Genomic DNA, 21,994 nt, shown 5'->3' on the forward strand with positions numbered 1-21,994 from the left:
TTTAAAACACACTTCGCATCTGCGCAGAGATCTCCCCTGCCCGATGACAAATCAGCCTCACTCAACTATCCCGACAATGTCCGGCGGCTTCCCCACGCCTGCACGGTGCAAAAAGGGAAAAGACAGGAACCGGTAATGAGCCAGATAAATTATTCTGCAACAGACTCTTCAGCGTCATTAATAACCCAAAATCAGGGTTTTATTTTCAATCAGAATAGCACTGATGAGTGGCAGACACAGATTGAAAATGGCCTTGAAATAATCAAAAACCATATTAACAGCAAGGAAAAACCTTTCTCGGGTATTACACCAGCTGAATTAGCCGATCAGTTCCGCCATATTGATCTGACGCAGCCATTACCCGGCACAAGATTAGCCCTTGAAGAGCTGGATGATTTATATCTGCAACATGCGGTCTATTTTCATCACCCGAAATACCTCGCACATCTGAATTGCCCTACCGTCTTACCGGCCCAACTGGCGGAGCTGTTTATCAGCGCCATCAACTCATCGGTCGATACGTGGGATCAAAGCGCAGGCGGCACGCTGATTGAACAAAAGGTGATTGACTGGACGCTGGCCCGTATCCAGTTCGGGCCGCAATCTGACGGCATTTTCACCAGCGGCGGTACGCAGTCAAACCTTATGGCGATGTTGCTGGCCCGCGATGCATGCTGTAAGCGCACCCGGCCTGAACACAACATTAAGTATCAGGGGCTGCCGCCGGAGGCCAGCCGCTGGCGGATATTCAGCTCTCAGGTCAGCCATTTTAGCATTCAGAAATCTGCTGCGCTGCTAGGTCTCGGTTATGACGCCGTGGTACCCGTCGCCTGCGACAGTGCTTTTCGCATGGACATGAGCGCGCTGAATACAGAGATATCACGCTGCCATGCCGAAGGTCTGATTCCGATCGCCATTGTGGCTACCGCCGGTACGACCGATTTTGGCAGTATCGATCCGCTCAATAGCATTGCCGAAATCTGTCGCCACGAAAAAATCTGGATGCATGTAGATGCGGCCTACGGCTGCGGCCTGCTGGTTTCACCGCAGCACCGCCAGCGCATTGACGGCATTCATTTGGCCGACTCCGTCACCGTTGATTACCACAAATCCTTCTTCCAGCCGGTCAGTTGCAGTGCATTCCTGCTCAATGACCAGAAGCATTTTGAGCACGTAACCTGTTACGCCGATTACCTCAATCCGCTGAGCGCTAGACTGGAGGGTACGCCGAATCTGGTGAACAAAAGCATTCAGACCACGCGCCGTTTTGACGCGCTGAAAATGTGGCTGACGCTGCGCATCATGGGCCAGCAGGCGCTGGGAGAATCCTTTGACACCCTGCTGGCGCTGGCAACGGATGCCCACCAGCAACTGGTCGCGCATCCGAATATCGAGATCCTGCATAAGCCCGAACTGAGCACGCTGGTGTTCCGCTTCATTGCGCGCCAGTCACTGAGCGATGAACAGACAGACGCCGTGAATGCCGATATCCGTAAGTCGATGTTCCGTGCCGGAAACGCCGTCATCGCAGGTACCAAAGTGAATAAACGCCAGTATCTGAAATTCACCCTGCTCAACCCCATGACCACACAGGATGACATCGCTGACGTCATCCGTTTGATCGCGCATTACGGCCAGGAACTGACCCGTGCTGCACTGAACGCTGAACAAGGTCAATAACAGGAACTCACCATGCCAAACCTTAATCACCCTGACCAAACCTATGATTTTATCGCCATCGGCATTGGCCCGTTTAACCTCGGGCTGGCCTGTCTGACTGAACCGGTAAAAGAGCTGAATGGCCTGTTCCTCGATCAGAATGAGGGCTTCGACTGGCACACCGGCATGATGCTCGAAAGCGCCATGTTGCAGACCCCGTTCATGGCTGATCTGGTGACATTGGCCGACCCGACCAGCCGTTTCAGTTTTCTCAATTACCTGAAGCAGAAGGGGAAAATCTACTCGTTCTACATCCGTGAAAACTTCTTCATGATGCGCAAAGAGTTTAACCAGTACTGCCAGTGGGCCTGCGAGCAACTGACCAGCCTGCGATTTTCCACGCGCGTGGAATGGGTGACCTGGAGTGAAGAGCAGCAGTGCTATCTGGTAGAGGCCCGCTCTACACAAGGTGGCGACAAACAGGTTTATCGTGCCAAAAAACTGGTACTGGGCACCGGCCCATCACCTTGGTTGCCTTCCTGCGCCCGCGGCGTCAACCGCCATATCCACCACTCGAGCGCTTATCTGCCCAACAAGGAGCAGGTACAGCAATCTAAATCCATCACCGTGGTGGGCAGCGGCCAGAGCGCGGCTGAAATTTTCTACGATCTGCTCTCAGATATCGAAAAGCATGATTACCAGCTGACCTGGGTGACCCGCGCACCGCGCTTTTACCCGCTGGAATACAGCAAATTGACGCTGGAGATGACCTCACCGGAGTACATCGACTATTTCCACGACCTGCCGATGAGTAAGCGCGACCAGTTGAACCGTGAACAGAAAGGTCTCTACAAAGGCATCAATATCAGTTTAATCAACGACATTTACGACCTGATGTACACCAAACGCCTCGACGGACTGCTGAATGTCAATTTGTACACTCACTCTGAGCTTACCGGAATGGCCCAAAGCCCTGGCGGCGCGCTGGAGATGACGTTCCTGCAACAGGAGCAACAGCAGGAATATCGGCATATCACCGGTTCGGTGATCCTGGCCACCGGCTACAGCTATCAACCGCCGCAGTGCATCGAAGGGATCCACCCGCGTATTCAGTGGGATGATGCCGGACGCTACGCAGTAAAACGCAACTACAGTATTGACGCCCATAACCAGATTTTTGTGCAGAACGCCGAATTACATACCCACGGTTTCGTCACGCCTGACCTCGGCATGGCCTGCTACCGCAACAGCAGCATCATCCGCGCCATGCTGGGTGAAGATGTTTACCCGATTGAACAGGCCATTGCCTTCCAGACTTTCTGCGCCCGCGGACTTTAAGGAGTCAAAGATGTTTGAAACGCAAACCAAAGCGCTGTTTTCGCGTACACATGAAGCAGGCAAATTGACGCTGCGCGAACTGGTCTTCCCGCAAGACGCCGACCTGCTGCACGGCTGGATGACACAGCCCTATGCCCACTTCTGGGGTATGCAGGAGAGCCATCGTCATGAAGTAGAAAGCTTCTACCGCGACCTGACGGTCGGTAATCCGCACGCGGCACTGATCGGTGAACACGACGGCAAACCGGCATTTCTGATCGAGTGCTATCCGGTAGAAAACGACCCGCTGCATGAACATTACGATGTGCAGCCCGGTGACATCGGTATGCACATTTTATTGTCGCCGCCTGACTGCCCACTGCCGCGTTTCAGCTGGCAGGTATTTTCCACGGTAATGGAATACCTGTTCAGCCTGCCGGACGTAATACGTGTGGTGGTTGAGCCGGACGTCCGCAATGACAAAATTCACCGGCTGAACAAACGCGCTGGTTTTCGCTACCAGCGCCAAATCAGACTGCCGCATAAAACCGCCTGGTTGGCGTTCTGCCAGCGTGAAGACTATCTACTGGCCCGCCAGAAGGAAAAAAACCTCATGAACACACAATCTGCCATGCAAACCGGCCAGCACCTGCAACCGCAACACTGGGCCAAGGCCAACGCGCTGTTGCTGCGTAAATGTCTCTCCGAGCTGGCTCATGAACGTCTTATCGAACCGATAGCCCTGAATTCGTCATCAGGCTGGAACGTCTATCAGCTCGCCGTGCCGGGTAGCGAAGTCGAGTACCGTTTCCGTGCGCGCCAGCTACCGCTCAACGACTGGTTGATTGAGCCGCAGAGCATTCAGCGTCTGGATAACCTCTCTCCTCAGCCGCTGGACGCCCTGCAATTCATCATCGAATTCGCCGAGCAGATCGGCATTTCGCAGGCCATGTTGCCCACCTATATGGAAGAAATTTCCAGCACGCTCTATGGCAGCGCATGGAAGCTGGAGAACAACCGCACCACCGCGCAGCAGTTGAGTCAGGCGGATTTCCAGACCGTAGAAAGCAGCATGACCGAAGGCCATCCGAGTTTCATCGCCAACAACGGCCGGATTGGTTTTGATGCCGCAGACTATGTGCGTTATACGCCGGAAGCCGCCAGCCCGATGAAACTGGTCTGGGTAGCGGTACATCACGACAAAGCGCATTTCGCCAGCGTGGAAGGTTTGCCATATGAGAAACTGATTACTGAAGAGTTGGGAGAGGCACAAATCCACGCCTTTACCAAAACCCTGACCGGTCAGGGTCTGGATGCCAAAAACTACTACTTTATGCCCGTCCATCCGTGGCAATGGCAGAACAAATTGCTCACCGTCTTCGCCCCGGACATTGCACGCAATTTCCTGATTTATCTTGGCGAAGGTGAAGATCAGTATCTGGCGCAGCAGTCGATCCGTACTTTCTTTAACGCCAGTCAGCCGACATACCGTTATGTGAAAACCGCGCTGTCGATTCTCAACATGGGCTTTATGCGTGGACTGTCACCGTATTACATGGCGACCACACCGGGCATCAACGCATGGCTGGCCGAACTGGTCAACAACGACGCCTTCCTGCAAGCCAACGGCTTCAGCATTCTGCAAGAGGTTGCCTCGCTGGGTTATCACAACCACTACTTCGAACGGGCAATTAAAGGGGACAGCGCCTATAAAAAAATGTTTGCCGCACTGTGGCGCGAAAATCCGGTGGCCCTGCTACAGCCCGATCAGCGCCTGATGACGATGGCCGCCCTGCTGCACACAGATTTCAACGGAGATGCACTGATCGTCGAGATGATCCGTTCATCTGGACTAGATGCCGCAGACTGGCTCAAACGCTACACCACGGCCTATCTCAGCCCCCTGCTGCACTGCTTCTATCATTATGATCTGGTCTTTATGCCGCATGGCGAAAACCTGATCCTGTTGTTTGAAAATAACATCCCGGTCAAAGCCTACATGAAGGATATCGCCGAGGAAATCGCGGTGATGAACCCGGATGCAGTATTGCCGGACATCGCCAAACGTCTGGCCGTCGATGTGCCGGAAGAGCTGAAAATTCTGTCGATTTTCACCGACGTTTTCGCCGGGGTATTCCGCTTTATTTCGCGCATTTTGGAAGAGCAGGATGTAATGAAAACTGACGAATTCTGGCGTGTGGTTGCCGATACCGTGCGTGATTACCAGCAGCAGTATCCGCAGTTGGCAGAGAAATTTGCCCGTTACGACCTGTTCTGCCCGGCGTTCACCCATTCATGCCTGAACCGCCTGCAACTGGCGAATAACCAGCAGATGATCAATCTGTCTGACCCGGCGCAAAACCTGAAGTTTGCCGGCACGCTGGACAACCCCTTAGCCCCTTTTAAGCACAGGTAATGAACCCCTGATCGTTCATTATTTTATTGCTATTTTTCAGCGCGGCCCGTGCAGGCCGCATTTTTCTGTTTTATGGGAGCTTTTATCATGTCGTCCGTATTCCAACCGGCTGAGCAGCTAAACCGCCGCCAGTGGCTCTTCCCGCTGTCGCTGGTACTGTTCGAATTCGCCACTTACATCGCCCACGATATGATCCAGCCGGGTATGTTGCAGGTAGTCAGTGATTTCAGCGCCAGCGCAGACTGGGTTTCGACGTCACTGACCGCCTATCTGTGCGGCGGCATTATGCTGCAATGGCTGCTCGGCCCCCTGTCTGACCGCTTAGGCCGACGCCCCGTTCTGCTGACCGGCGTTGCCTTTTTCGTCGTCACCTGTCTGGGAACGTTACTGACGCAGAGCATTGAGCAATTTATTCTGATGCGGTTTTTGCAAGGTATGAGTTTGTGCTTTATCGGCGCGGTCGGTTACGCCGCGATTCAGGAAGCCTTCAGCGAAAGCCTTAGCATCAAACTGATGGCACTGATGGCCAATATTACGCTGATTGCCCCGCTGCTCGGGCCGCTGGCCGGTGCCGTTTTTATTCACTATGCGCCGTGGAAAGCGATGTTCGGACTGTTTGCGCTGGTCTCGCTGCTGGCCTGGTGGGGGTTATGGCGCAGTATGCCGGAAACCGCGCCACGCGATGGTCAGCCGTTCTCGCTGCGCCGGGTACTGGCGGATTATCAGCTGGTGCTGACTAACAAGGGTGTGGTGTTGGGTTCGCTGTCGATTGGTCTGGTAACCTTACCGCTGCTGGCGTGGGTGGCGCAGTCGCCGGTGATTTTGATTCAGGATGCGGGAATGTCATCGCTGCAATATGGCTGGTCACAGGTGCCGATTTTTGCCGGGCTGATCGCCGGTAACCTAATACTGAGCAAACTCAGTGGCAAGGTAAAAGTCACTACCCCCATCTGGATTGGCGTTATTCCTGTGGTGCTGGGGCTTTGCATCGCTGCGCTGTGCGCCACATTTTTCGACCATACCAGGGGTGGCGTGATTGCCGGGCTCAGTCTTTACGCGCTGGGTTCGGGGCTGGTTAATGCCGGGCTATACCGCCTGACATTGTTTTCCAGCACAGTCGGTAAAGGCACAGTGGCAGCGACGTTGGGGCTTATCACTATCCTGGTGTTCGCACTGGGGATTGAGGTAGCGAAGCAACTCTATTTTGTGGCAGGTCATGCTCTTTTCAACCAATTTGGTCTGGCGAGCGGCATCGCAGCAACTGTTCTGATCACCCTATTTTTGCGCGCCCGGAGGGCGGCAGCCAAAAACTAAATAGAATCGTCAGAAGCACAAAAGGCTGAGTTTATCCCAGCCTTTTCGATTTAACACTGCCGGTTACTTCGGATAGAGCTCGTCACGGGAATAAGGTTCTATCTCACCCGGCTTGCGCGTTTTCAGCAATTTCAGGATCCAGGTGTACTGCTCAGGGTTTGGCCCGACCAGTATTTCGACCTCTTCATTCATCCGGCGGGCTATCTGATGGTCATCGGCGGTGGCCAGGTCATCCATCGGCGGACGAATATAAATATCCAAACGGTTGTCACGCCCGTTATAGACCGGGAACAGCGGCACAATCGACGCGCGGCATACTTTCATCAGCCGCCCGACGGCGGGCAAGGTCGCTTTGTACGTCGCGAAGAAATCCACAAACTCACTGTGTTCTGCGCCATGATCCTGATCGGGCAGATAGTAGCCCCAATAGCCCTGACGGACCGAACTGATAAAAGGTTTAATCCCGTCATTTCGCGCATGAAGACGCCCGCCATAGCGGCGACGTACACTGTTCCACATAAAATCAGTCAGCGGGTTTTTCTGGTTATGGAACATCGCGGCCATTGGCTGACCGCTGGCGGCCAGCAGCATGGCCGGAATATCTACCGCCCAGCCGTGCGGAACCAGAAAAATGACGTTTTTACCGTCAGCCTGCATCTGGTCGATAATTTCTTTACCGTGCCAGTGAACGCGGCTCAGTACTTTTTCAGGTTTGCGGCAGGCCAGTTCAGCCATCATCACCATCGACTGCGGTGCGGTGGCAAACATTTCATCGATGATGTGTTCGCGTTCCGCTTCTGCCACTTCCGGCATGCAATACAGCAGGTTGATGCGCGCACGACGGCGGGCACCTTTCGCGAGCTTACCTGCCAGACGACCGAGCGAGCCTAAAATAGGGTCACGAATTTTTGCGGGAACATATGCCATTCCAGCCATTGCGCCCACGCCCAGCCATACACCCCAATACCGTGGGTGAAAGAAAGCTTTCTGAAATTGCGGAATAAACTCGACGGTCGATTTTTTCTCTGGCTGCATAAACGGCTCTTAATACAATGTTCTTAAGACAACAATCGTTCAATGATAAGTGCAGCGCACTCATTTGCAAAGAAACTCACGACGTCGTGTTAATAAAGAAAAGCGAATAACGGGCAAAACAAAACGCATAAACCGTCTGTTTTGCCCGCAAGCGAAAGGCCGAAACGGCTGAGTTTTTAACTCAGTTCAGTTTCAATTGAGGAATAACCTGTTTCACGGTCGCCAGGTAATCACTGCGGTCTTTACCGGTGAGTCCTTCGGAGCGTGGCAGTTTGGCGGTAAGCGGGTTGACGGCCAGCTGGTTAATCCACATTTCAAAGTGCAGATGCGGGCCGGTAGAACGGCCGGTATTCCCCGACAGCGCAATACGGTCGCCGCGTTTGATCTTCTGACCCGGTTTCACCAGAATTTTGCGCAGGTGCATATAACGGGTCATATACTGGCGGCCATGACGGATGGCGACGTAATTGCCCGCTGCCCCGCCATTTTTCGCGACCATCACTTCCCCATCACCGACGGCCAGTACCGGCGTACCGACCGGGACAGCAAAGTCGACGCCACGGTGCGGCGCAATACGGCCGGTGACCGGATTGAGACGGCGCGGATTGAAGTTTGACGAGACGCGGAACTGTTTGATGGTCGGGAAGCGCAGGAAACCACGCGCCAGCCCGCTGCCGTTACGGTCATAGAATTTGCCGTCTTCGGCGCGGATAGCGTAATAATCTTTGCCACTGCTGCGCATACGCACGCCCTGCAGCTGACTTTGTTCACTTTTGCCGTTGAGCACTTCGCGCGACATCAGCACGGAGAACTCATCGCCTTTGCGTAATTTTTTGAAATCGAGCTGCCACTGTAGCGCTTTGATAACCGAACTGATTTCACCGCTGGTCAGCCCGGCAGCTTTGGCGCTGGTGACGAAACTGCCGTCTAAACGCCCTTTCAGCACGTTATCTTTCCATTCACCTTGCAGGGTCTCAAGACTGGATTTAAAGCCGGTGCCGGAGCGGTCATAGGTGTAGGTTTCGCGACGGGATTTCTCCCAGGTCACACGCTGTAATTCGCCATCATCATTGACGGTCCATGACAGTTGCTGACCAATTTTCAGATTACGCAAATCGCTATCGGCAGAAGCCAGTGCGGTGATATCAGACATATCGATCCCATACTGGTTCAGAATGCTGCTCAGCGTGTCGCCGGTCGAGACCACGTATTCATGAACGCCAGTTTCTGACTCCACTTTTTCGTCGAGATCGTCTTGCGGAATATCTTCTGCTGGCGGGGACTGGTCAATGGGTTCACTGGCTTCGGGAAGCAGCGAACGTACCTGTTCGCTGTCGAGTTCGATATGCTTAACTATAGGATTTTGCTCTGGGTGATAAACGAACGGTTTCCAAACGGCCACGGCAAGTGTGACGACGGTAAGCGACCCCAGCATGACGCGGTGGGGCCGTGGAAGGTTGTTATACGCCAGAGCGATAGAACGGACTATCAGCTGCACTTTAATACTGTCCTTTTAATCTTACTTCAGGCAGCTCACGTACTGGTTAGTCAGATGTGACAGGAAGTTCACATAACTGTCCTTACCCAATGCGATCCCGCTCCCCAGCGGATCCAATGTGCCCATACGCACTGTTGTTCCCTGGGCAACGGCATTAATTACGGCCGGCCTGAATTGTGGTTCAGCAAAAACACAGACTGCTTTCTGCTCAACCAACTGAGTTCGAATGAGATGTAATCGCTGCGCACCGGGTTGAATCTCGGGATTGACCGTAAAGTGGCCAAGTGGCGAAAGGCCGAAGTGTTTCTCAAAGTAGCCATAAGCATCATGAAAAACAAAATATCCCTTACCCTGCACAGGCTGCAGCATCTTACCAAGGTTTTTGTCAACTTTTGTCAAGCTATCTTCAAACTGTTTTAAGTTGGCGTCTAATTTGTCTTTCTTTTGTGGCATTAGTTCCAATAACTTTCCATGAATTGCGATCGCAGTCTGTTTTGCAATCTCAGGCGACATCCATACATGCATATTATACTCGCCGTGATGGTGGTCATCGGCGTGTTCATCCTGACCGTGTTCATGCTCATCGTCGTCATGATCGCCTTTCTGTAAAAGTGGCGTAACCGTACTTAATGTGGCGATTTCCACCTGCCGGTTCGGCGGCAACTGTGCGGCAGATTTGGACATAAAGGCTTCCATCTCAGGCCCCACCCACACCACAAGATCGGCGCGGCGCATTTTTTGTAAATCGGAAGGACGCAGGGCAAAGTCGTGTGGCGATGCACCATCAGGTAACAGAATTTCTGTCGGCGTTACCCCATCAGCGATGGCCGAAGCGATAAATCCGAGCGGACGGACGGAGGTTACAACGGAGGCCTGCGCCATAGTTAACGTAAAGCCAGAGACTAACGCGGCGGCTAATAACATCCGTTTAAAGGTTTTCTTGTTCTGTTTCATAAGGCGTTAACTCATTATCGTTAAGGTGAAAACTGGTTATTTAGTCGAAAACGCAATATTATAACATTCGATTTGTTCTGCAAGACATCACTGACATGCCCACTTTAGCCACATTACGTAATATCTCGGTCACTTTCGGCTCCCGGCGCGTGCTGTCGGATATTTCGCTGACGCTGCAACCCGGAAAAATACTGACTCTGCTCGGCCCGAACGGCGCCGGGAAATCCACGCTGGTCCGCGTGGTGCTCGGCCTGGTTGTGCCAACCAGCGGCACCCTGACCCGCCAGCCCGGTCTGCGCATCGGGTACGTGCCGCAAAAACTCCATCTTGATGCCACCATGCCGCTGACCGTCAGCCGGTTCATGCGCCTCAAACCCGGCGTTAAGCGTGAGGATATTTTACCTGCGCTGAAACGCGTGCAGGCAGCACACCTTATCGATCAGCCGATGCAAAAACTGTCCGGCGGTGAAAACCAGCGCGTTTTGCTGGCCCGCGCGCTGATGAACAGTCCTCAGTTGCTGGTCCTCGATGAACCGACTCAGGGTGTAGACGTCAACGGACAGCTGGCGCTGTATAACCTGATCGACAGCCTGCGCTGTGAACTCGGCTGCGCGGTGCTGATGGTGTCTCATGACCTGCATCTGGTGATGGCGAAAACCGACGAGGTTTTATGCCTGAACGAACATATCTGCTGTTCCGGTTCCCCGGAAGTGGTGTCGATGCATCCGGAATTTATTGCCATGTTTGGCAATCGTGGGGCAGAGCAACTGGCCATTTACCGCCATCATCACAATCACCGTCACGATTTAAAGGGAAAAATTATTTTGCGTAATAGCGGAGGCCGTGACGCATGATTGAATTATTACTGCCCGGCTGGCTGGCCGGTATTTTGCTGGCGACGGCAGCGGGCCCGCTGGGTTCGTTCGTGGTCTGGCGACGCATGTCTTATTTCGGCGATACCCTCGCCCACGCCTCGCTGCTCGGTGTGGCCTTTGGCCTGCTGCTGAACGTGAATCCGTTTTACGCCGTGATCGTGGTGACTCTGTTGCTGGCACTGCTGCTGGTCGTTCTGGAGCGCAAACCGCATCTGGCCGTCGATACCCTGCTCGGCATCATGGCACACAGCGCACTGTCGCTCGGTCTCGTGGTGGTCAGCCTTATGTCCAATGTGCGCGTCGATCTGATGGCCTATCTGTTTGGTGATTTGCTGTCTGTTACCCTCAGCGACATCTGGATGATTGGCGTCGGTGTGGTGGTGGTGATTGGCGTCCTTTGCTGGCAGTGGCGCTCTCTGCTGTCGATGACCATCAGCCCGGAACTGGCCCACGTCGATGGCGTGAATCTTCAGCGTTCGCGCATTATCCTGATGCTGGTTACCGCGCTGACGATCGGTCTTGCCATGAAATTTGTCGGGGCACTCATCATCACCTCACTGCTGATTATCCCTGCCGCAACGGCGCGCCGGTTTGCAAAAACGCCGGAGCAGATGGCGCTGGTCGCTATTGCCGTTGGCATTCTGGCCGTCACCGGCGGGCTGACCTTCTCGGCGTTTTATGACACACCGGCCGGGCCGTCAGTCGTACTGAGCGCTGCAATCATGTTTATGCTCAGTCTGACGAAAAAACAGGTGGCATAACGCGTTAGCGCCTTAACGTTCATCCCGATAAACACCAAAAGAAACGGACGCCCAATGTGGCGTCCGTTTCTTTTAATATTCGTTATAACGAACAGACGTGTTGAGGTTTATTCAGGACGCGTCATGCCGAAGTGTTTGTAAGCATGATTCGTCGCCATACGGCCACGCGGTGTACGCTGAATAAAGCCCTGCTGGATCAGGAAGGGTTCAATGACGTCTTCGATAGTTTCACGCTCTTCACCAATGGCAGCAGCCAGGTTATCCAAGCCAACCGGCCCCCCGGTAAACTTATCGATGATCGCCAGCAGCAATTTGCGGTCCATATAGTCAAAACCTTCTGCATCAACGTCCAGCATATCCAGTGCGCCGTTAGCCGTGTCGCCGTTGATGGTCCCGTCGCCCTTCACTTCGGCGAAGTCACGCACACGGCGCAGCAAACGGTTGGCAATACGTGGTGTACCGCGTGAACGGCGGGCTATCTGGTGCGCGCCCTCTTCCGACAACTCCAGCCCCAGACACAATGCACTGCGCCCGACGATGTGCTGTAAATCCGCTACCTGATAAAACTCCAAACGTTGCACGATACCAAAACGGTCACGCAGCGGTGACGTCAGGGAACCTGCGCGGGTCGTCGCACCAATCAGGGTAAACGGTGGTAAATCAAGTTTGATGGAGCGCGCAGCAGGCCCTTCACCGATCATGATATCCAGCTGATAGTCTTCCATTGCCGGATACAAAATTTCTTCGACCACTGGAGAGAGACGGTGGATTTCATCAATGAACAGCACGTCGTGGGGTTCGAGGTTGGTGAGCATGGCAGCCAGATCGCCCGCCTTTTCCAGCACGGGGCCAGACGTGGTGCGCAGGTTCACGCCCATTTCGTTAGCCACGATATTGGCGAGTGTGGTTTTCCCGAGCCCCGGTGGCCCAAATATTAGCAGATGATCGAGCGCGTCTTTACGTTGCTTAGCTGCCTGAATAAAGATTTCCATCTGCGAGCGTACGTGCGGCTGGCCGACATACTCAGAGAGCAGCTTCGGGCGGATCGCACGGTCAATGACTTCTTCTTCCGTGAAAACTTCAGACGAAATCAGGCGGTCAGCTTCGATCATCTATTACCTCACAGTGCAGCGCGCAGCGCTTCTCTAATCAACGTTTCGGATTCAGCGCCCGCTTTGGCGACTTTGCTGATCATTCGACTGGCTTCCGGTGGTTTGTAGCCTAGTGAAATCAGGGCTGCAACGGCTTCGCCTTCGGCATCAGATTCTTTTGCTTTCGACGCCGATGCCGGTAGCGTGATATCAGTATGATTGTTAAATAGATCACCGTTTAATCCTTTAAACCGGTCTTTCATTTCGACGACCAGGCGTTCTGCGGTTTTCTTACCCACACCTGGTAACTTAATTAAGGCGGTGATCTCTTCCTTTTCCACCGCACTGACAAACTGCTGAGCCGACATGCCAGACAAGATAGCCAGCGCCAGTTTTGGCCCTACACCGTTGACTTTAATCAGCTCACGGAACAGCGCACGTTCCTGTTTGTCATTGAATCCGTAAAGCAGTTGCGCATCTTCCCGGACAATAAACTGCGTGAAGATGATAGCTTCCTGACCCAGCTCCGGCAATTCGTAAAAACAAGTCATCGGCATATGCACTTCATAGCCTACGCCGTTAGTTTCCAACAGCACCAACGGTGGCTGTTTTTCCAGAATAATGCCTCGTAGTCTGCCTATCACGTTCATTTTCCTTATTGGGTCAAAAACTGCGATGTTTATATCATAAAAAAGGCTGGATGGATATCCAGCCTAATGGACTTGCGTCAGCTATCGCATTCTTCCACGCGCCATCTGTAATTTGTCCGTGCTGAGACGAATTGAGTTCTGGCTCATGTGGCAATGCGTGATGGCTATCGCCAGCGCATCGGCGGCATCCGCCTGCGGGTTGGCCGATAATTTCAGTAAAGAACGCACCATGTGCTGAACCTGCGATTTCTCGGCTGCACCGGTGCCCACGACAGTCTGTTTAACCTGTCTGGCGGCGTATTCAAACACCGGTAAATCCTGATTCACGGCGGCGACAATCGCAGCACCGCGCGCCTGACCGAGCTTCAGCGCTGAATCAGGGTTTTTCGCCATAAACACGGATTCGATGGCAAAAAAGTCAGGCTGAAATTGGGTAATGATTTCCGATACACCTGCGTATATCAGTTTCAGACGCGTCGGCATATCGTCAACAACGGTGCGGATACACCCACTGCCGAGATAACTCAGCTGTCGCCCTGTCTGGCGGATAATGCCATAGCCGGTAATACGCGAGCCGGGGTCAATCCCCAGAATAATAGCCATAGCCAAGCAACGCCTTGTATGTCGTTTTTATAAGGAAGTGGGAGAGTATAAACTGCTGCGGGGTAACAGGATAGCCAGCCGGTGGAAACCACCGGCGGCACGGAAATCACAGTGTTTCTGCAATCTCGTCAGAGATTTCACCGTTGTGGTAAACCTCCTGTACATCGTCACAATCTTCCAGCATGTCGATCAGGCGCAACAGTTTAGGTGCAGTGTCGGCATCCATATCGGCTTTGGTCGATGGGATCATCGTGACTTCAGCGGAGTCTGCTTTAAAGCCTGCGGCTTCCAGCGCATCTTTCACTTCGCCCATATTTTCCCAGGCAGTGAAAACGTCGATAGCGCCATCGTCATAAGTGACGATGTCTTCAGCGCCAGCTTCCAGAGAAGCTTCCATTACAGCGTCTTCATCCAGACCCGGTGCGAAGGTGATCACCCCTTTCTTGGCAAACAGATAGGAAACAGAACCATCGGTACCTAGGTTACCGCCGGTTTTGTTGAAGGCATGACGCACTTCAGCCACGGTACGGTTACGGTTGTCACTCAGGCATTCAACCATCACAGCTGAGCCACCAGGACCGTAACCTTCATAAATGATGGTTTCCATATTGGTATCATCATCACCGCCGACGCCACGCGCAACCGCACGGTTCAGGGTGTCACGGGTCATATTGTTGGCCAGTGCTTTGTCGATGGCAGCGCGCAGACGCGGGTTAGCGCCCGGATCGCCACCACCCAGTTTCGCGGCGGTCACCAACTCACGAATAATTTTGGTGAAAATTTTGCCGCGTTTTGAATCCTGCGCCGCTTTGCGGTGCTTGGTGTTGGCCCACTTACTGTGACCTGCCATAAAAATCTCCAGTTAGTCTAATCAGACTCAATAGTTACAAATTCTTCAATCGCCTGCTGGTTACTCGGGGACACCGTTAAGGTCGCTGCTGCAACTTTATCGAGCCATTGGTACGCGAGATGTTCAGTGATTTTTACATCCCGCTCTTCGGGTAGTGCCAGACAGAACCAATGTTCTTTGTTACGGGTCACGCCGGGAGCGTAGCGATAACGCAAATGAGCAAACAGCTCAAACTCCACGCAGCGCTGGCAGTTCAGTAAAAGCAGGCTTTCACCGGCGATATCGATACCGACCTCTTCCAGGACCTCACGCTGCGCAGTGTATTCCGGGGACTCCCCACCTTCCAGACTGCCGGTCACCGACTGCCAGAAATTCGGGTCATCCCGCCTCTGAAGCATCAGCACCCGGCCGGTGTTGCTGGCGTAGATGACGCACAGTATCGACTCAGGACGCTTATGACTCATTAGATATTCTCTAAATTTGTGTCGGGCGTCGCTTTTTTCGCAACAACCGCAATACCCAGCTCCAGCAAGGATGCCGGGTTGGCAAAGCTTGGTGCTTCGGTCATCAGACAGGCCGCAGCGGTGGTTTTCGGGAAAGCAATAACGTCACGGATGTTATCCGTACCGGTCAGCAGCATCACCAGACGGTCAAGGCCAAACGCCAGACCCGCATGCGGTGGTGTGCCGTATTTCAGGGCGTCGAGCAGGAAGCCAAACTTCTCACGCTGTTCGTGTTCGTTAATACCCAGAATGCCGAAAACAGTTTGCTGCATTTCGCTGCGGTGAATACGCACAGAACCGCCGCCCACTTCGTAACCGTTGATCACCATGTCATAGGCATTGGCGATTGCAGAAACCGGATTCGACGCCAGCTCTTCAGCCGTCATCTCTTTTGGCGCGGTGAACGGGTGATGCATGGCTGACAGGCCGCCTTCATCGGTGTCTTCGAACATCGGGAAGTCAATCACCCACAGCGGTGCCCAGCTGTCTTCTTTGGTGATTTTCAGGTCACGGCCCACTTTCAGACGCAGTGCGCCGATAGCATCAGTCACGATTTTCGCACTGGCTGCGCCGAAGAAGATCATGTCACCGTCTTGCGCACCGGTACGGCCGATAAGCGCCAGCAGTAACTCTTCGTTCAGGAATTTAGCCACCGGACTCTGAATCCCCTCCAGACCTTTGGTGATGTCGTTAACCTTGATATAGGCCAGACCTTTCGCGCCGTAAATTTCGATAAATTTAGCGTATTCGTCGATCTGCTTACGGCTGAGGATAGCGCCGCCCGGTACGCGAAGTGCAGCCACGCGGCCTTTCGGATCGTTGGCCGGATCAGCGAAGACTTTGAACTCGATATCTTTGAACAGATCAGCAACGTCAACCAGTTCCATCGGGTTACGCAGGTCAGGTTTGTCTGAACCGTAACGGCGCATGGCTTCGGCGAAGGTCATGATCGGGAAATCACCCAGATCTACGCCTTTCACTTCGGTCCACAGTTCACGGGCCAACTTCTCCATAATTTCACGCACTTGCTCTGCGCTCATGAAGGAAGTTTCGACGTCGATCTGGGTAAATTCAGGCTGACGGTCAGCACGCAAATCTTCGTCACGGAAGCATTTCACGATTTGATAATAACGGTCAAAGCCGGACATCATCAGCAACTGTTTGAACAGCTGTGGAGACTGCGGCAAAGCGTAGAACTTACCTTTATGCACACGGCTTGGTACCAAATAGTCACGCGCCCCCTCTGGCGTGGCTTTAGTCAGCATCGGGGTTTCGATGTCGAGGAAATCATGGCTGTCCATGAAACGGCGTACCAGGCTGGTAATTTTCGCACGAGCCTTCAGGCGGTTAGCCATCTCAGGGCGGCGCAAGTCCAGATAGCGATACTTCAGGCGTGCTTCTTCGGTGTTGACGTGGTTGGAGTCCAGCGGCAGTGATTCTGAACGGTTGATGATGTTCAGGCCGCTGGCGAATACTTCCACTTCACCGGTTGCCATATCTTTGTTGAACTGGCTTTCCGGACGAGCGCGCACGGTGCCGGTAATTTGAATACAGAACTCGTTACGCAGTTCAGAAGCCAGCTTGTAAGCTTCACCCTGATCCGGGTCGAAGAAAACCTGAACGATACCTTCACGGTCACGCATATCGATGAAAATCAAACCACCTAAATCACGACGACGATTAACCCAGCCACACAACGTCACTTCCTGGCCCACGTTGGACGCATTCAGTTTTCCACAATACACAGTACGCATAACGGTATCCTTTTGATCCTACTACCCGGTCACATGGCTCACGGGCACAGAAACGGTTATTCACTCTGGTCGCCCACTCGCATAAAAACTGCGGCACGCGGAATAGGTTTGCTTATGTTAGAAATCTAAGGTTCTAAAAAAGGCGGTCATTATAAAGGAATTTCCGCCTTAGGATAAGAGCGAAGACGCGCTGCACCCCGCTGATTTCCATCGTTAACCTCTGTCACACATAATTTAACAATATTATCCACATTTCCGTCCATGCCTTAGCATAAACTCGCCTGAACCTTTTTATAGGTAGCAGGCAAATAATTTTAATGAGTACCCCCTTTTGTCTGACCTTTATCAGCCCCCCCGGAGCCACAACCGATGAAACTCGACCCAAAAACCACCGCACTGGTACTTATCGATTTACAGAAAGGTATCCTACCTTTTGCCGGCGGCCCGCACAGCGCCCAGCACGTTTTGGATAACGCCACCGGTCTGGCCACCCGTTTTCGCCAACTCGGTGCACCGGTGGTGATGGTACGCGTCGGCTGGTCAGACACTTTTGCCGAAGCGCTGAAACAGGAAGTAGATATGCCTGCGAAGATGCCAGAAGGTGGTTTACCGGCAGTGTGGTGGGAATTCCCCGAACAACTGGCGGTGACTGAAAGCGACATTCAGGTCGTCAAACGCCAGTGGGGCGCGTTCTACGGCACAGATTTGGATCTGCAACTGCGCCGCCGTGGCATCAAAACCATCGTGCTGGCGGGTATTTCGACCAACATCGGCGTCGAGTCTACTGCGCGTAACGCTTGGGAACACGGCTATGAGTTGGTAATAGCCGAAGATGCTTGTAGCGCGCACAACGATGAACATCATCAGTCCAGCGTGAAAAACATCTTCCCACGCATCTCACGCGTTAGATCCACCGCAGAGGTGCTTGCTGCCCTTCCCCAGTAAGGTTAGTCTGGAAAAAACTGAATCATTACGCCGCCTGTTTGGGGGCGTTTTAATAAGGATATTGCCCGTATGTATATTGGATTGCCGCAATGGCACCACAGTGCCTGGAGCCGTATTGGCCTGCGTGACCTCGCTGATTACGCGCAATACTTTAACTGCGTAGAAGGCAATACCACCTTTTATGCCTTGCCGAAACAGGAAGTGGTGATGCGCTGGCACGATATGACGCCGGACACTTTCCGCTTCTGCTTTAAATTCCCGTCCGCCATCAGTCACAAAGCCGCCCTGCGTGATTGTCAAACTGAACTGGACGCCTTCTATCAATGCATCGCCCCGCTGGGTGAGCGTGTCGGCCAGCTATGGTTACAACTTCCTGCCGCCTTTTCACCTGCTGACCTGGATCGTTTATGGCAATTTATGGATGCCCTGCCGCATGGCTTTGATTACGGTGTCGAAGTACGTCACCCGCTATTTTTCAACAAAGGCGAAGAGGAACGTGCGCTGAATCAGGGTCTGCATCAGCGGGGAATTAACCGAGCAATCCTCGACAGCCGCCCGGTGCATAGCGCCAAGCCACACACAGATGCTGTGCGTGACGCCCAGCAGAAAAAGCCAGTGTTGCCGGTCCATGCACTGGCAACCGCTGAGCACCCGATAGTGCGCTTCATTGGCGGCGATGTGCTGGAAGACAATAAAAAGCTGTTCGCCGTCTGGACAGAAAAGCTCAAACAGTGGTGCGCTAGCGGGCATCAGCCTTATCTTTTTATCCACACACCCGATTGCAGCGATGCCCCGCAACAGGCACAAAGTTTGTGGCAACAGTTGCGTCTCGCCCTGCCCGATCTGCCACCTGCCCCGGACTGGCCGGAGCAAGATTCCCTGTTTTGAGTATTAAGATTGGCCCTCAGGCTTTTTGATGCGCTTTTTGGGCGCATCAGCGGTATTATCCAAGACAGTGATTTGTTCCCCCGTTATTATTGCCATGCTTTTTTGCAGGCGAATGTTGCCCGCCGCTTGCGCGGTTTCCTGCATCGTCGTTTTTTCGGTATAGCGATTAAGCGGCCTGGGCAATTAGTCAATCCTGTAATATCGAGGTTGTAAAATGATAAGCGCGTTATATGTCGTGCTCGCTGCAGTGCTATTACTTAAATTATCTTTCGATGTCGTCAGATTGCGTATGGAATATCGGATTGCTACAGGTGACGGCGGGTCGTACGAATTACAGACAGCCATTCGTGTGCATGGCAATGCGGTGGAATATCTGCCAATCGGTTGTTTATTACTGATTATGATGGAAATGAATGGTGCGGAAGCCTGGATGGTCCACGTCTGCGGACTGATGCTGATTGTTGGCCGCCTGTTCCATTATTATGGCCTGAAGCACCGCGAATTTACCTGGCGTCGCAACGGCATGGGCGCAACCTATATTTCCCTTCTGCTGATGGTGGTGGTGAATATAATTTATCTGCCCTGGTCGCAGTTTTTAAATATCCGCTGGTAAGCGTTTAACGTCCTCAGTGCGGCCCCCGTTATCACTAAAAATCCTGCGCCCGCGCAACAATGGGCACATTTTACCGGTATCTGCTCACCGCAGACTCTGTTAAAATCTGCCCTCAAAATTATGCCCCTTCAATTTCTGGTCTGACTCAGCACTATGGCTAACCACGATACTCTTTTTTCTGCACCGATAGACAAACTCGGCGACTGGACGTTTGATGAACGCGTTGCCGAAGTCTTCCCCGACATGATCCAGCGCTCCGTGCCGGGTTATTCCAATATTATTTCGATGATTGGTATGCTGGCCGAGCGTTTTGTACAACCTGACAGCCGGGTCTATGATCTTGGGTGCTCGCTGGGTGCCGCCACGTTGTCGATGCGTCGCAATATTAAAGTGCCGGGTTGCGAAATTATTGCTGTCGATAACTCACCGGCTATGGTCGAACGTTGCCGCCGCCATATTGATGCCTTTCGTGCCGATACGCCGGTTAACGTTATAGAAGCAGATATTCTGGATGTCGAACTGAGCAATGCCTCTATGGTCGTGCTCAACTTTACCCTACAATTTTTGCAACCAGACGATCGTCAGCGGTTGCTTAATCAGGTTTATCGGGGAATGCGCCCGGGTGCCGCGCTGGTGCTCTCGGAAAAATTCAGTTTTGAAGATAAAGACGTCGGCGAGTTGCTCTACAACATGCATCACGACTTTAAGCGCGCCAACGGTTACAGCGAACTCGAGATCAGTCAGAAGCGCAGCATGTTGGAAAATGTCATGCTGACCGACTCGGTGGAAGTTCATAAGTCCCGTCTGAAACAGGCCGGTTTTGAACACTCCGAAGTCTGGTTCCAGTGTTTCAATTTCGGTTCACTGATAGCCCTTAAAGCCGGGGAAGCCCAATGATCGAATTCGGTGATTTCTATCAGCGCATCGCCAAAGGTCCGCTTAGCCCGTGGCTAAATACCCTGCCTTCACAACTGACCGCGTGGCAGAAAGAGTCGTTGCATGGCAAATTCAAAATGTGGTTTAACGCCGTTGACCGTCTGCCTCTGTTGCAACCGGAAAAATTGGATCTGTTGCACAGCGTCAGCGCCAGTATGCTGGAACCTTTACCTCTGGGTCAGCGCGAAGGTGTTGAAAACCTGCTGCGAAACCTGATGCCATGGCGCAAAGGCCCCTTCTCGCTCTACGGCGTGGAGATTGATACTGAATGGCGCTCCGACTGGAAGTGGGATCGCGTTCTGCCACATATATCTCCGCTGGCCGGCCGTACCATTTTGGATGTCGGCTGCGGCAGTGGCTACCACATGTGGCGCATGATTGGCGCGGGCGCACATCTGGCAGTGGGTATCGATCCGATGCAACTCTTCCTCTGTCAGTTTGAGGCCGTGCGTAAGCTGCTGGGCGGCGATCAGCGTGCTCATCTGTTGCCGCTGGGTATTGAACAACTGCCAGAACTGAATGCCTTCGATACCGTCTTTTCAATGGGGGTGTTGTACCACCGCCGCTCCCCGTTGGACCATCTCTATCAACTGAAAAATCAGTTAGTCAGTGGAGGAGAGTTGGTGTTGGAAACGCTGGTGGTGGAAGGTGACCGTCAGCAAGTACTTGTGCCGGGCGATCGCTATGCGCAGATGGGCAATATCTATTTCATTCCCTCAGCAGAAGCTCTGAAAGGCTGGTTGATTAAGTGCGGATTTGTTGACGTCCGAATTGCCGATGTCAGCGTGACTACCGTGGAAGAGCAGCACCGCACTGACTGGATGACCAGTGAGTCACTGGCCGAATTCCTTGATCCGAAGGATCCGACTAAAACGATTGAAGGATATCCGGCTCCTCGTCGCGCCTTGCTGATTGCACGCAAGCCTTAACCCGCTGGATGTGACTCATATTGCAGAACAGAAAATGGCGGTTTAACACCGCCATTTTCTGTTTTTACTTCCGAAACTACCCTGTCAGCCTGGAGCTTTCTTCTTCAGCATCCACACTCGGCAGCTGGCTTATCCAGGTGTGTTCAGTGAACACCACCACACTGTCAGCCCGTGTTGGCGCGCCGCAGGAGCGGCAAATAAGCGATTTCACCGCTACGTCCATCGGTTTAGTTTTACTCACCGTAAAGCGATCGCACCCACAGCTATCGCAATAAATTTGCATATCAGGCATAAAATGTATGCATTAGGACTATGCCTATTGCAATCCTCGCGGAATGGTAATTTTCTTACCTTCAAGATAGCCAAACTCCATGAAAAATGCGAGTGTACAAAGGGCTTATTT

22 protein-coding genes are annotated in these 21,994 nt (G+C 53.0%); 11 read left to right on the forward strand and 11 right to left on the reverse strand.

Translation table 11 applies throughout. The annotated features are described in order from the left end of the window. The first annotated feature begins 135 nt into the window (after positions 1–135). The 4 genes from ACZRKO_RS07135 to ACZRKO_RS07150 all read left to right on the forward strand — a co-directional run bounded on the left by ACZRKO_RS07135 (position 136) and on the right by ACZRKO_RS07150 (position 6,706). Entirely contained in the window at positions 136–1,680 is a 1,545-nt protein-coding gene (locus ACZRKO_RS07135; protein WP_463736521.1) for a pyridoxal phosphate-dependent decarboxylase family protein, read from the forward strand. Positions 1,681–1,692: 12 nt separating this feature from the next. After that, positions 1,693–2,997, forward strand: a complete 1,305-nt coding sequence (locus ACZRKO_RS07140) for a lysine N(6)-hydroxylase/L-ornithine N(5)-oxygenase family protein (RefSeq protein WP_463736522.1) — start codon at positions 1,693–1,695, stop codon at positions 2,995–2,997. Between the two features lie 10 nt (positions 2,998–3,007). Then, positions 3,008–5,392, forward strand: a complete 2,385-nt coding sequence (locus tag ACZRKO_RS07145; protein ID WP_463736523.1) for a GNAT family N-acetyltransferase — start codon at positions 3,008–3,010, stop codon at positions 5,390–5,392. Between the two features lie 87 nt (positions 5,393–5,479). After that, positions 5,480–6,706, forward strand: a complete 1,227-nt coding sequence (locus ACZRKO_RS07150) for an MdfA family multidrug efflux MFS transporter (RefSeq protein ID WP_463736524.1) — start codon at positions 5,480–5,482, stop codon at positions 6,704–6,706. A gap of 63 nt (positions 6,707–6,769) precedes the next feature. On the opposite strand, the gene lpxM is transcribed toward ACZRKO_RS07150, so the two are convergent. The 3 genes from lpxM to znuA all read right to left on the reverse strand — a co-directional run bounded on the left by lpxM (position 6,770) and on the right by znuA (position 10,193). Then, on the reverse strand, positions 6,770–7,741 hold the full coding sequence (gene lpxM / locus ACZRKO_RS07155) for a lauroyl-Kdo(2)-lipid IV(A) myristoyltransferase (protein WP_463736525.1): 972 nt from the start codon (positions 7,739–7,741) through the stop codon (positions 6,770–6,772). 181 nt (positions 7,742–7,922) lie between these two features. Further along, positions 7,923–9,239, reverse strand: coding sequence for a murein DD-endopeptidase MepM (gene mepM / locus ACZRKO_RS07160; protein ID WP_463736526.1), 1,317 nt, complete (start codon positions 9,237–9,239; stop codon positions 7,923–7,925). A gap of 21 nt (positions 9,240–9,260) precedes the next feature. Continuing rightward, positions 9,261–10,193, reverse strand: a complete 933-nt coding sequence (gene znuA, locus ACZRKO_RS07165) for a zinc ABC transporter substrate-binding protein ZnuA (RefSeq protein ID WP_463736527.1) — start codon at positions 10,191–10,193, stop codon at positions 9,261–9,263. 95 nt (positions 10,194–10,288) lie between these two features. Between znuA and znuC the strand changes: the two genes are divergently transcribed. Together znuC and znuB are read left to right on the forward strand one after the other, a co-directional pair. Then, a complete protein-coding gene (gene znuC, locus ACZRKO_RS07170) occupies positions 10,289–11,047 on the forward strand; it encodes a zinc ABC transporter ATP-binding protein ZnuC (RefSeq protein WP_463736528.1) in 759 nt (252 codons plus the stop codon). Then, positions 11,044–11,829: a zinc ABC transporter permease subunit ZnuB gene (znuB, locus tag ACZRKO_RS07175; RefSeq protein ID WP_463736529.1), complete on the forward strand. Its 786-nt coding sequence runs from the start codon at positions 11,044–11,046 to the stop codon at positions 11,827–11,829. Before znuC ends, znuB begins: the two co-directional genes overlap by 4 nt. Positions 11,830–11,936: 107 nt before the next feature. Here the strand turns inward: znuB and ruvB are convergent, their stop codons facing one another. From ruvB to aspS, 6 genes are all read right to left on the reverse strand, one after another. After that, a complete protein-coding gene (gene ruvB, locus ACZRKO_RS07180; protein WP_463736530.1) occupies positions 11,937–12,941 on the reverse strand; it encodes a Holliday junction branch migration DNA helicase RuvB in 1,005 nt (334 codons plus the stop codon). 8 nt (positions 12,942–12,949) lie between these two features. After that, on the reverse strand, positions 12,950–13,564 hold the full coding sequence (ruvA, locus tag ACZRKO_RS07185; RefSeq protein WP_463736531.1) for a Holliday junction branch migration protein RuvA: 615 nt from the start codon (positions 13,562–13,564) through the stop codon (positions 12,950–12,952). An 87-nt stretch (positions 13,565–13,651) separates the two neighbouring features. Then, positions 13,652–14,173 (reverse strand): crossover junction endodeoxyribonuclease RuvC, encoded by a 522-nt coding sequence (gene ruvC / locus ACZRKO_RS07190; protein ID WP_463736532.1) that lies wholly within the window; start codon positions 14,171–14,173, stop codon positions 13,652–13,654. Positions 14,174–14,279: 106 nt separating this feature from the next. After that, positions 14,280–15,023: a YebC/PmpR family DNA-binding transcriptional regulator gene (locus tag ACZRKO_RS07195; protein ID WP_463736533.1), complete on the reverse strand. Its 744-nt coding sequence runs from the start codon at positions 15,021–15,023 to the stop codon at positions 14,280–14,282. Positions 15,024–15,040: 17 nt separating this feature from the next. Then, positions 15,041–15,487: a dihydroneopterin triphosphate diphosphatase gene (gene nudB, locus ACZRKO_RS07200; RefSeq protein ID WP_463736534.1), complete on the reverse strand. Its 447-nt coding sequence runs from the start codon at positions 15,485–15,487 to the stop codon at positions 15,041–15,043. Beyond that, a complete protein-coding gene (gene aspS, locus ACZRKO_RS07205) occupies positions 15,487–17,280 on the reverse strand; it encodes an aspartate--tRNA ligase (protein WP_463736535.1) in 1,794 nt (597 codons plus the stop codon). The genes nudB and aspS overlap by 1 nt, the downstream gene beginning before the upstream one ends. A gap of 369 nt (positions 17,281–17,649) precedes the next feature. On the opposite strand from aspS, the gene ACZRKO_RS07210 reads away from it, so the two are divergent. Both ACZRKO_RS07210 and ACZRKO_RS07215 read left to right on the forward strand, forming a co-directional pair. Next, entirely contained in the window at positions 17,650–18,225 is a 576-nt protein-coding gene (locus ACZRKO_RS07210) for a hydrolase (protein ID WP_463736536.1), read from the forward strand. A 69-nt stretch (positions 18,226–18,294) separates the two neighbouring features. After that, positions 18,295–19,113, forward strand: coding sequence for a DUF72 domain-containing protein (locus ACZRKO_RS07215; RefSeq protein WP_463736537.1), 819 nt, complete (start codon positions 18,295–18,297; stop codon positions 19,111–19,113). Positions 19,114–19,116: 3 nt separating this feature from the next. On the opposite strand, the gene ACZRKO_RS07220 is transcribed toward ACZRKO_RS07215, so the two are convergent. Further along, positions 19,117–19,257 carry a hypothetical protein gene (locus ACZRKO_RS07220; RefSeq protein ID WP_463736538.1) on the reverse strand — a complete coding sequence of 47 codons (141 nt, stop codon included), beginning with the start codon at positions 19,255–19,257 and terminating at the stop codon, positions 19,117–19,119. A gap of 70 nt (positions 19,258–19,327) precedes the next feature. Here ACZRKO_RS07220 and ACZRKO_RS07225 point away from each other — a divergent pair, with 70 nt between their 5' ends. The 3 genes from ACZRKO_RS07225 to cmoB all read left to right on the forward strand — a co-directional run bounded on the left by ACZRKO_RS07225 (position 19,328) and on the right by cmoB (position 21,591). Then, positions 19,328–19,726, forward strand: coding sequence for an MAPEG family protein (locus ACZRKO_RS07225; protein ID WP_463736539.1), 399 nt, complete (start codon positions 19,328–19,330; stop codon positions 19,724–19,726). Positions 19,727–19,879: 153 nt separating this feature from the next. Further along, the gene (gene cmoA, locus ACZRKO_RS07230) at positions 19,880–20,623 is read left to right on the forward strand and encodes a carboxy-S-adenosyl-L-methionine synthase CmoA (RefSeq protein ID WP_463736540.1); all 744 of its coding nucleotides are present in this window, start codon (positions 19,880–19,882) and stop codon (positions 20,621–20,623) included. After that, on the forward strand, positions 20,620–21,591 hold the full coding sequence (cmoB, locus tag ACZRKO_RS07235) for a tRNA 5-methoxyuridine(34)/uridine 5-oxyacetic acid(34) synthase CmoB (protein ID WP_463736541.1): 972 nt from the start codon (positions 20,620–20,622) through the stop codon (positions 21,589–21,591). The genes cmoA and cmoB overlap by 4 nt, the downstream gene beginning before the upstream one ends. 76 nt (positions 21,592–21,667) lie before the next feature. Here the strand turns inward: cmoB and ACZRKO_RS07240 are convergent, their stop codons facing one another. Continuing rightward, positions 21,668–21,883 carry a hypothetical protein gene (locus ACZRKO_RS07240; protein ID WP_463736542.1) on the reverse strand — a complete coding sequence of 72 codons (216 nt, stop codon included), beginning with the start codon at positions 21,881–21,883 and terminating at the stop codon, positions 21,668–21,670. Positions 21,884–21,994 lie beyond the last annotated feature (111 nt).

It is taken from the genome of Ewingella sp. C233 (genome assembly GCF_055407225.1).

Coding starts and splice junctions, on each gene's coding strand:
- ACZRKO_RS07135 (WP_463736521.1), top strand. CDS start 136: ATGAGCCAGATAAATTATTCTGCAACAGACTCTTCAGCGTCATTAATA.
- ACZRKO_RS07140 (WP_463736522.1), top strand. CDS start 1,693: ATGCCAAACCTTAATCACCCTGACCAAACCTATGATTTTATCGCCATC.
- ACZRKO_RS07145 (WP_463736523.1), top strand. CDS start 3,008: ATGTTTGAAACGCAAACCAAAGCGCTGTTTTCGCGTACACATGAAGCA.
- ACZRKO_RS07150 (WP_463736524.1), top strand. CDS start 5,480: ATGTCGTCCGTATTCCAACCGGCTGAGCAGCTAAACCGCCGCCAGTGG.
- lpxM (WP_463736525.1), bottom strand. CDS start 7,741: ATGCAGCCAGAGAAAAAATCGACCGTCGAGTTTATTCCGCAATTTCAG.
- znuA (WP_463736527.1), bottom strand. CDS start 10,193: ATGAAACAGAACAAGAAAACCTTTAAACGGATGTTATTAGCCGCCGCG.
- znuC (WP_463736528.1), top strand. CDS start 10,289: ATGCCCACTTTAGCCACATTACGTAATATCTCGGTCACTTTCGGCTCC.
- znuB (WP_463736529.1), top strand. CDS start 11,044: ATGATTGAATTATTACTGCCCGGCTGGCTGGCCGGTATTTTGCTGGCG.
- ruvB (WP_463736530.1), bottom strand. CDS start 12,941: ATGATCGAAGCTGACCGCCTGATTTCGTCTGAAGTTTTCACGGAAGAA.
- ruvC (WP_463736532.1), bottom strand. CDS start 14,173: ATGGCTATTATTCTGGGGATTGACCCCGGCTCGCGTATTACCGGCTAT.
- ACZRKO_RS07195 (WP_463736533.1), bottom strand. CDS start 15,023: ATGGCAGGTCACAGTAAGTGGGCCAACACCAAGCACCGCAAAGCGGCG.
- nudB (WP_463736534.1), bottom strand. CDS start 15,487: ATGAGTCATAAGCGTCCTGAGTCGATACTGTGCGTCATCTACGCCAGC.
- aspS (WP_463736535.1), bottom strand. CDS start 17,280: ATGCGTACTGTGTATTGTGGAAAACTGAATGCGTCCAACGTGGGCCAG.
- ACZRKO_RS07210 (WP_463736536.1), top strand. CDS start 17,650: ATGAAACTCGACCCAAAAACCACCGCACTGGTACTTATCGATTTACAG.
- ACZRKO_RS07215 (WP_463736537.1), top strand. CDS start 18,295: ATGTATATTGGATTGCCGCAATGGCACCACAGTGCCTGGAGCCGTATT.
- ACZRKO_RS07220 (WP_463736538.1), bottom strand. CDS start 19,257: ATGCAGGAAACCGCGCAAGCGGCGGGCAACATTCGCCTGCAAAAAAGC.
- ACZRKO_RS07225 (WP_463736539.1), top strand. CDS start 19,328: ATGATAAGCGCGTTATATGTCGTGCTCGCTGCAGTGCTATTACTTAAA.
- cmoA (WP_463736540.1), top strand. CDS start 19,880: ATGGCTAACCACGATACTCTTTTTTCTGCACCGATAGACAAACTCGGC.
- cmoB (WP_463736541.1), top strand. CDS start 20,620: ATGATCGAATTCGGTGATTTCTATCAGCGCATCGCCAAAGGTCCGCTT.
- ACZRKO_RS07240 (WP_463736542.1), bottom strand. CDS start 21,883: ATGCCTGATATGCAAATTTATTGCGATAGCTGTGGGTGCGATCGCTTT.